This is a genomic window from Sphaerochaeta sp. S2 (genome assembly GCF_016406725.1).
Lineage (GTDB): Bacteria > Spirochaetota > Spirochaetia > Sphaerochaetales > Sphaerochaetaceae > Sphaerochaeta.
This window is the reverse complement of sequence record NZ_JAEKNT010000128.1, coordinates 1-5,718: the sequence shown is the minus strand read 5'-3', so window position 1 is coordinate 5,718 and position 5,718 is coordinate 1. Positions and strand designations below refer to the sequence as shown.

General features: G+C 49.7%; 7 protein-coding genes. 3 read left to right on the top strand and 4 right to left on the bottom strand.

Annotated elements, in window-relative coordinates:
- Positions 1 to 722, top strand: a 722-nt coding sequence (locus JF818_RS03485) for a thiamine pyrophosphate-dependent enzyme (protein ID WP_233065901.1), incomplete at its 5' end; no start/stop codon positions are given.
- Here JF818_RS03485 and JF818_RS03480 read toward each other — a convergent pair.
- Positions 656 to 931, bottom strand: coding sequence for a helix-turn-helix domain-containing protein (locus tag JF818_RS03480; RefSeq protein WP_198890594.1), 276 nt, complete (start codon positions 929 to 931; stop codon positions 656 to 658). The genes JF818_RS03485 and JF818_RS03480 overlap by 67 nt on opposite strands.
- A 236-nt stretch (positions 932 to 1,167) precedes the next feature.
- Here JF818_RS03480 and JF818_RS03475 point away from each other — a divergent pair, with 236 nt between their 5' ends.
- Together JF818_RS03475 and JF818_RS03470 are read left to right on the top strand one after the other, a co-directional pair.
- The gene (locus tag JF818_RS03475; RefSeq protein ID WP_198890593.1) at positions 1,168 to 1,638 is read left to right on the top strand and encodes a rubredoxin-like domain-containing protein; all 471 of its coding nucleotides are present in this window, start codon (positions 1,168 to 1,170) and stop codon (positions 1,636 to 1,638) included.
- A complete protein-coding gene (locus tag JF818_RS03470) occupies positions 1,638 to 2,123 on the top strand; it encodes a 4Fe-4S ferredoxin (RefSeq protein ID WP_198890592.1) in 486 nt (161 codons plus the stop codon). Before JF818_RS03475 ends, JF818_RS03470 begins: the two co-directional genes overlap by 1 nt.
- A gap of 4 nt (positions 2,124 to 2,127) precedes the next feature.
- Here JF818_RS03470 and JF818_RS03465 read toward each other — a convergent pair whose 3' ends face one another.
- The 3 genes from JF818_RS03465 to JF818_RS03455 all read right to left on the bottom strand — a co-directional run.
- A complete protein-coding gene (locus JF818_RS03465; protein WP_198890591.1) occupies positions 2,128 to 3,351 on the bottom strand; it encodes an MFS transporter in 1,224 nt (407 codons plus the stop codon).
- On the bottom strand, positions 3,348 to 4,154 hold the full coding sequence (locus tag JF818_RS03460) for an HAD family hydrolase (RefSeq protein ID WP_198890590.1): 807 nt from the start codon (positions 4,152 to 4,154) through the stop codon (positions 3,348 to 3,350). The genes JF818_RS03465 and JF818_RS03460 overlap by 4 nt, the downstream gene beginning before the upstream one ends.
- 170 nt (positions 4,155 to 4,324) lie before the next feature.
- Positions 4,325 to 5,718 (bottom strand): iron-containing alcohol dehydrogenase (locus JF818_RS03455; protein WP_198890589.1); only part of this gene is annotated, 1,394 nt, incomplete at its 5' end.

Here is a 5,718-nt window from a genome sequence, read left to right as displayed (position 1 = left end):
TGAAAGTAGTGCTGAATGAGCTGAACAACCGAATTGTGAATCCCATGACGCATACGAAGTGGATGGAGCAAGTTGCTGAATATAAGAAGCGATACCCAATCAGGGTGGACAGCGAGAGTGCCCGATCCAAGGAGATCCTGAAAGCGCTGCAGAGCGTACTTCCTGAAGGGTTCTTTGCCGTTACTGAGGTTGGACAACATCAGATGTGGGCTGCACAGTTCCTCAAGCACCTCCAGCCCGGTCACTTCCTCACCAGTGGTGGGCTTGGAACCATGGGGTATGGAACAGGAGCTGCGATCGGAGCACAGGTAGCCAATCCTGATGCTCGCGTCGTCAATGTTGCCGGGGATGGCAGTTTCAAGATGAACTGCAATGAACTGGCTACCATTGCGCGGTATCAGCTACCGGTTATCATTCTCTTGATGAACAACCAGACACTGGGCATGGTACGTCAGTGGCAGACGCTCTTCTTCGACCGACGTTACAGTGAGACCACTCTCGATACCCCCATCGATTGGTTGAAACTTGCTGAGGCCTATGGGGTAAAGGGAATGAGAATCAGCAAGACAGATGATCCGAAGCCGATTCTTCAGGCGGCACTGGACCTGGGACAAGCTGTTCTCATTGATTGTGAGATACCTGTCGATGACAAGGTCTATCCGATGGTTGCCCCTGGTGCATCCATTGATGAGATGCTTGGTGTTGAAGAGGTAGGGGAGTAACGATAGAGATAGTGCACAAACTCGAGAAATGAAAGTTCGAGCGCGGCACAAATACTATGGATTGTGGGAAGGCGGGGTGTCCGTCTTCCCGATTCAATGTAATAGAGCTGGCTTCGAGAGAGGTCAGCTCTCTCTATGAGTTCTTCCTGTGTCATGTTTTTCTGCTGTCTGAGTTCTTTGATTGCTTGTCCAATTTCTCTGTGTTTCATGCAGAAAGTATGGATATTGCAAACCTTTGTATTCTAAAAATTCGTCATTAGATACTGTTTTCTTGCAGGTCCCTCGATTCTTGTCAGCGTGTAGAAAAATTATACACGTGTCTAGATTGTTCCTGGTAAAAATAATATCCAGCAAAATGGATGAATTGAAAAACCTCGAGACTTTTTCCAAAAATCCGGCATGGGATGCTATACTGTAAGCGATTAATAAGAAGAGGAGGTCGTTCATGGAAGACGTTATGAGACAGTTATCGGCCGAAGAACTTGGAGCTCTCTGTTCCAATCTGCAAAAAGCATGTAACAAGCAACTCAGGAGTGAGGAAGCCGCCCTGTTCGGGACACTCGCTGCCTATTATGACAAACAGCGTACCAATGAGAAGGAACAGGATTACCAGGGATTGCTTGCTGCAATCAATGCAGATTTGTCTAATGGCTATGCAGAAGCAAATACTGCTGCAGAGAAGGCCAATGACAGAGGAGCAAAACGGGCACTGCTTTGGGGTGAGAAAGCTTCCAAACTCCTGAAGGCACTCATGGTACGGTATGAGAAACAGGGTAGTGCACTTCTTGAAAACACCAACGTATGGGTGTGCGAGATTTGTGGCTTTATCTATGTAGGCGATAATCCTCCATCCCTCTGCCCGATCTGTAAAGTTCCCAGTTTCAAGATCCACCCCATCCAGAAGGAGGCCCTCTGATGCACGCTGCAAGAAATATTTCCCTCTGCACCAAAGATTGTGTCTGTCTGTTTGTCTGTCCAACAGGTGCAACCGATACGGAAAATGGACAGATAGATTTCGCAAAATGCCAGGATGGTTGCCGACTCTGTGTGGATGCCTGCCCAAGTCATGCAATCTACTTGGTCCCTTCTGTCTATCCACCTCCGCAGGAAAAGAGTGAGGCAGTAAGAAAGAGCTTATTCGCCTTGGCAAAGAGTAAAGCAGGACAGGAGCGCCTGGCTAGAAGCCTCGCAGAGGCAAGTGATGATCCTGTCTTCAAGCAGCTCATGCATGCCATTGCAGCAAGCAATCGTGTACTTGCTGAGGACTGTTATCGTGAAGCAGGGTACATCCTGCCGCAGAGTGAGGCAGTAACTTCATGGTTGAAGCAATTGCTCAGCGAGCATTCCTCTGATAAGGATTTTCCTTCTGATGCAGTAAAGGCACTCTTGGAAAAGCTGTAAGTATTTACTTTCGTTCCTGTTTCTCTTTCAGGTAGATCAGGAAGACCCCGGTTGCCCCAATCAGGGCGGCCAGGGCAGTGGTGATCCAGAGCAGGCTCATGGAGTACGATTCTATGATCAGGCCCCCGGTTATGGGGGCTATTGCATGCCCGGTCCCCATGATGATGGGAAGGATTGCAGAGAATCGTGAGCGATGGCTGATCGGGGTATTGTTGGCCACATAGAAATTGTCATTGGTTGCTGATATGATCTCTCCCAATGTGTAGATTACTGTCAAACCCATAAATACAATGGGGGTGGTCGCAAAAGCAAAGAGGCCGAATCCGATTGCATAGAAAATACCAGAGAGGGTTGAATTTGCCAGAGGGTGAAACCGCCTAAGCATGCTCACGATAATTGGATTACATATAACCACTACAATCCCGTTGATCGCCATCATCTTCCCATACAGGGGTGCTCCCGCCTGCCCGAACAGGTTGGTGGTAAGCAGAGGGAGCGCAAACAATGTCTGGCTGTAGGCAAAGCTGAAAAAGGTGACCGAAAGTGCGAAAAATAGGAGTCTTGGACGGGTAAGCAAGGCCTTGAAAAGGCCTCCCTCTTCTCCCTTCTCTGTGGTATCCCATCCCTTGCTCTCCTCGATCAGTTCCTTGGAAGGCTTGCTCTCCTTTATCTTGATCATGACAAGCAGCACGGAGAGAATGCCGGCTGCGGCATTCCCATAGAACAACCATTCAGGAGCTTTGTAGAACAGGTAACCTGCGATGACCGGGCCGATGGAGTAGCCTACATTATGTCCAAGGTAGATGAGGCTGAATGAGACCTGACGATTCTCGATGCTGGTAACATCGGTTTTCAAAGCTTCCCGGGCGGGGTCGACCGCACCATCGAAGAACAAACCCAGCAGAATGAAGTAGGGCACGAATGCCTCTCCCTCAAAGAAACCCGCCAGGATGAAACAGAGATCCATCAGCAGTTGGAATACCACCAACACCGGCTTTCGCCCTATGGTGTCGGCAAGTTTGCTGCCGATAAAGGAGCCAGGAACATAGAGGATGGAGGCAATGGTCATGAAGGTACCCGCTTGCAGCGGGGTATATCCCAATCGTCTGGTGAGGTAGAGCGTCAGGAATGGATAGATGAATATCCCGACAGCATTGACGACTGTTGCAAAGAAGAGAACATAGATCGGCTGCGGCAACCCTCTGTAGAGGGAGAGTATCCGCTTCATAGGACTGACTCAATGGCGAGGGCCAGACCATCTTCGCTATTGCTGGCGGTACATGCGTGTGCATGCGCTTTTACCTCATCGGGGGCATTGGCCATAGCAACTGCATATCCAGCTGCTCGGAACATCCCAATATCATTGTAGTAGTCGCCCACTGCCATGACGGTACCTGGGCCCACTCCATACGATTCACAGAGAGAGCGCACTGCATGGCCCTTGTCCACACCTCTTGCCAGTATTTCTATATAACGTGGGGAGGAGCTGAAGATATTCAAGGAGCTACCGAATCGGGTCTGCAACGCTTTCTCTTGTTCCCTCATATATTCAGGGTCATTATGCATTGCCAAGAGCTTGAATGGTCTCTCACCCACGCCTAGCGTGTTGCAGAGACGGTCCAAGGGGACAATACGTCCCTGTGTACGGGAAGCTCTTACTTCTACATCGTACCAGGCATTCATTTCATTCATGTACCAACTTTCATTGGTAAAAACAAAGTACTCAAGCTCGGTCTGTGCAAGGTAGGAGAGGACACCCATGCACTGCTCCTCTCTGATGGGGTGTGCTTCCAGTTCCTTGCCGTCCTCATCGAGCACAAGCGAGCCATTGAAACACCCCAGTGGTCCGGTGATTCCCAGTTCCTCTTGGATCAGGGTAAGACTTCCTGAGATCCTGCCACTGACAAGCGCAACGATAATGCCCTTTCTCCGAGCACGGTGAATGGCTTCCTTTGTTCTGTCGCTGATCTGGTGTTTTGGATCAAGCAGGGTACCGTCTATATCGGTACAGATGAGTTTGCATTCAAACATGCGAGCATAGTAATACAAGAGGCATTTCTTGTACAGAAGCCTAGGTTGTTGGTTTTCGCTCGGGATTCCTTAACCATATTCTTACATTTTTTAGTGATGCATTATTTTTTGTACACAGATAGAGAGGACCCCGTTTAGCGGAGTCCTCTCTGGGTAAGAATTAATCGCACTTAGGCTTCCTGGTACACTCTTCCATAGAAACAGTCCAGGTAGAGTTGCTTGATCTCGCCGATCAAGGGATAGCGGGGGTTGGTTCCCGTGCACTGGTCATCGAATGCTTTCACTGCAAGCTCGTCAACCACTGCCAGGAAGTCCTCCTCCTTGATGCCCCACTCCTTGATGGAGGAAGGTATATCAAGTTCCTTTTTCAGCATCTCAATCCCTGCAACCAAGGCCTCAACTTTCTTGTCCTGGCTATCGGTTGCCGTAGTCTTGATGTAGGGAGTATTCTCCTGTTCATTTACCACCATGGCAATGTAGTCAGCAGCTCTTGCATACCTGCTCACAGCAGAGGGGTACTCATACTGTGGGAAGGAAGCCTGTTTTGTCGGGTTGTCAGTCGCATTGTAGCGAATGACATTACAGAGCAGCAGCGCATTTGCCATACCATGGGGAATATGGAACTGGGCTCCCAGCTTATGTGCCATCGAGTGGCAGACTCCCAGGAATGCATTGCTGAATGCCATACCCGCGATGGTGGAGGCATTGTGTACCTTCTCACGTGCCTTCTTGTCCGTCCCATCCCGATATGCCTTTGGCAGGTACTTGAAGATGACACGGGCCGCTTCAAGGCTCAAGCCATTGGTATAGTCGGTGGACATGCTGGAGGCAAGTGCCTCCAGAGCATGGGTCAATACATCAACACCACAGCTTGCGGTCAGGCCTTTGGGCATTCCCATGGCAAGCTCGCTATCCACGATTGCCATGGTTGGGGTGAGTGCATAGTCTGCAATTGCATATTTCATCCCACTTTTCTCATCAGTGATGATTGCAAAGGGAGTAACCTCACTACCGGTACCACTGGTGGTAGGTACACATACAAGCTCAGCTTTCTTACCCATGTTCGGGAAGGCGTAGATTCGCTTCTGGATATCCATGAACCGCAAAGCAAGCCCATCGAACTGTACCTCCGGGTGCTCGTAGAGCAACCACATGATCTTTGCAGCATCCATAGGGGAACCACCGCCAAGACCGATGAGTACATCGGGTTTGAAGGCATTGATCAACTTCATTCCCTCGGTGATGGTACCCAAGGTAGGATCGGGTTTTACCTGATGGAATGTTTCACATTCGATACCCATTGCATCGAGTGTATCGGTGATCTTATCCACCATACCACTGGTGAAGAGGAAGGAGTCGGTGATGATGAATGCGCGCTTCTTACCCTTCAACTCGCCAAGGGCAACAGGCAGACAGCCGTACTTGAAATACGTCTTTGGAGGCAGTTTGAACCAGAGCATGTTTTCCCTCCTGGCAGCTTCGGTCTTGATGTTCAACAGGTGTTTTGGTCCTACGTTCTCGCTGATCGAGTTGTTTCCCCAGGAACCACAGCCAAGGGTAAGGG